Annotated in this window: 1 protein-coding gene; it reads right to left on the bottom strand. The window is 50.9% G+C overall.

Annotated features, from left to right (window positions below):
- Positions 1-1025 (bottom strand): type I glutamate--ammonia ligase (gene glnA / locus P7M01_RS10355; RefSeq protein ID WP_317483641.1); only part of this gene is annotated, 1025 nt, incomplete at both ends.

Raw genomic sequence — 1025 nt, 5'->3', positions numbered from 1 at the left:
GCCACTTCTTTACGTTTGATGCCGATAAAGGCTTCAATGAAGTCTTTGGTGAAGACGCCGCCTTTGGTTAGGAATTCGAAATCCGTTTCCAGCGAGCTCAGCGCTTCTTCCAACGACGCCGCCACGGCCGGAATTTCTTTCAATTCTTCCGGCGGTAAATCGTACAGATTTTTATCCATGGCATCGCCCGGATGAATTTTGTTCACCACGCCGTCCAGCCCCGCCATTAACAAGGCCGCAAAAGCCAAATACGGGTTCGCAGCCGGATCCGGGAAACGCGCTTCCACACGAATCGCTTTCGGGCTGGTGACCGCCGGAATACGGATAGACGCGGAGCGGTTGCTGGCGGAATAAGCCAATAACACCGGCGCTTCAAATTCCGGCACTAAACGTTTATAAGAGTTGGTGGTCGGGTTGGTAAACGCGTTTAAGGCTTTGGCGTGTTTGATAATGCCGCCGATATAGTAAAGCGCGGTTTCAGACAAACCGGCGTATTTATCGCCTTGGAAAATATTTTTGCCGTCTTTGCTTAAAGACATATTACAGTGCATGCCCGAACCGTTGTCGCCGGCAAACGGTTTCGGCATGAAACAGGCGGTTTTGCCGTGTTCCGCCGCAACGTTTTGCACAATATATTTGTAGATTTGGGTTTCGTCCGCCTTCAAAGTTAAACTGTTGAATTTAGTGGCGATTTCGTTTTGTCCGGCAGTGGCCACTTCGTGGTGGTGCGCTTCGATAACCAAGCCCATTTCTTCCATCAACAGACACATTTCGGAACGCATGTCGTGCGCCGTGTCGTTCGGCGCAACGGCGCAATAACCGCCTTTCACCAACGGACGATAGGCGTTGTTGCCGTCTTCGTATTTGCGGTTGGTGTTCCAGCCCGCTTCGATGTCGTCGATTTTAAATGAAACGTTGTTCATTTCGGTGCTGAAACGCACGTCGTCGAATAAGAAAAATTCCGGCTCCGGCCCGAAGAATACGTTATCCGCAATGCCGGTTGAACGCATATATTCTTCCGCGCG

The organism is Exercitatus varius (genome assembly GCF_029577735.1).
Classification (GTDB): Bacteria; Pseudomonadota; Gammaproteobacteria; order Enterobacterales; family Pasteurellaceae; genus Exercitatus; species Exercitatus varius.
Note: the sequence above shows the minus strand (reverse complement) of the source record. Positions and strands in the feature narration are given on the sequence as shown.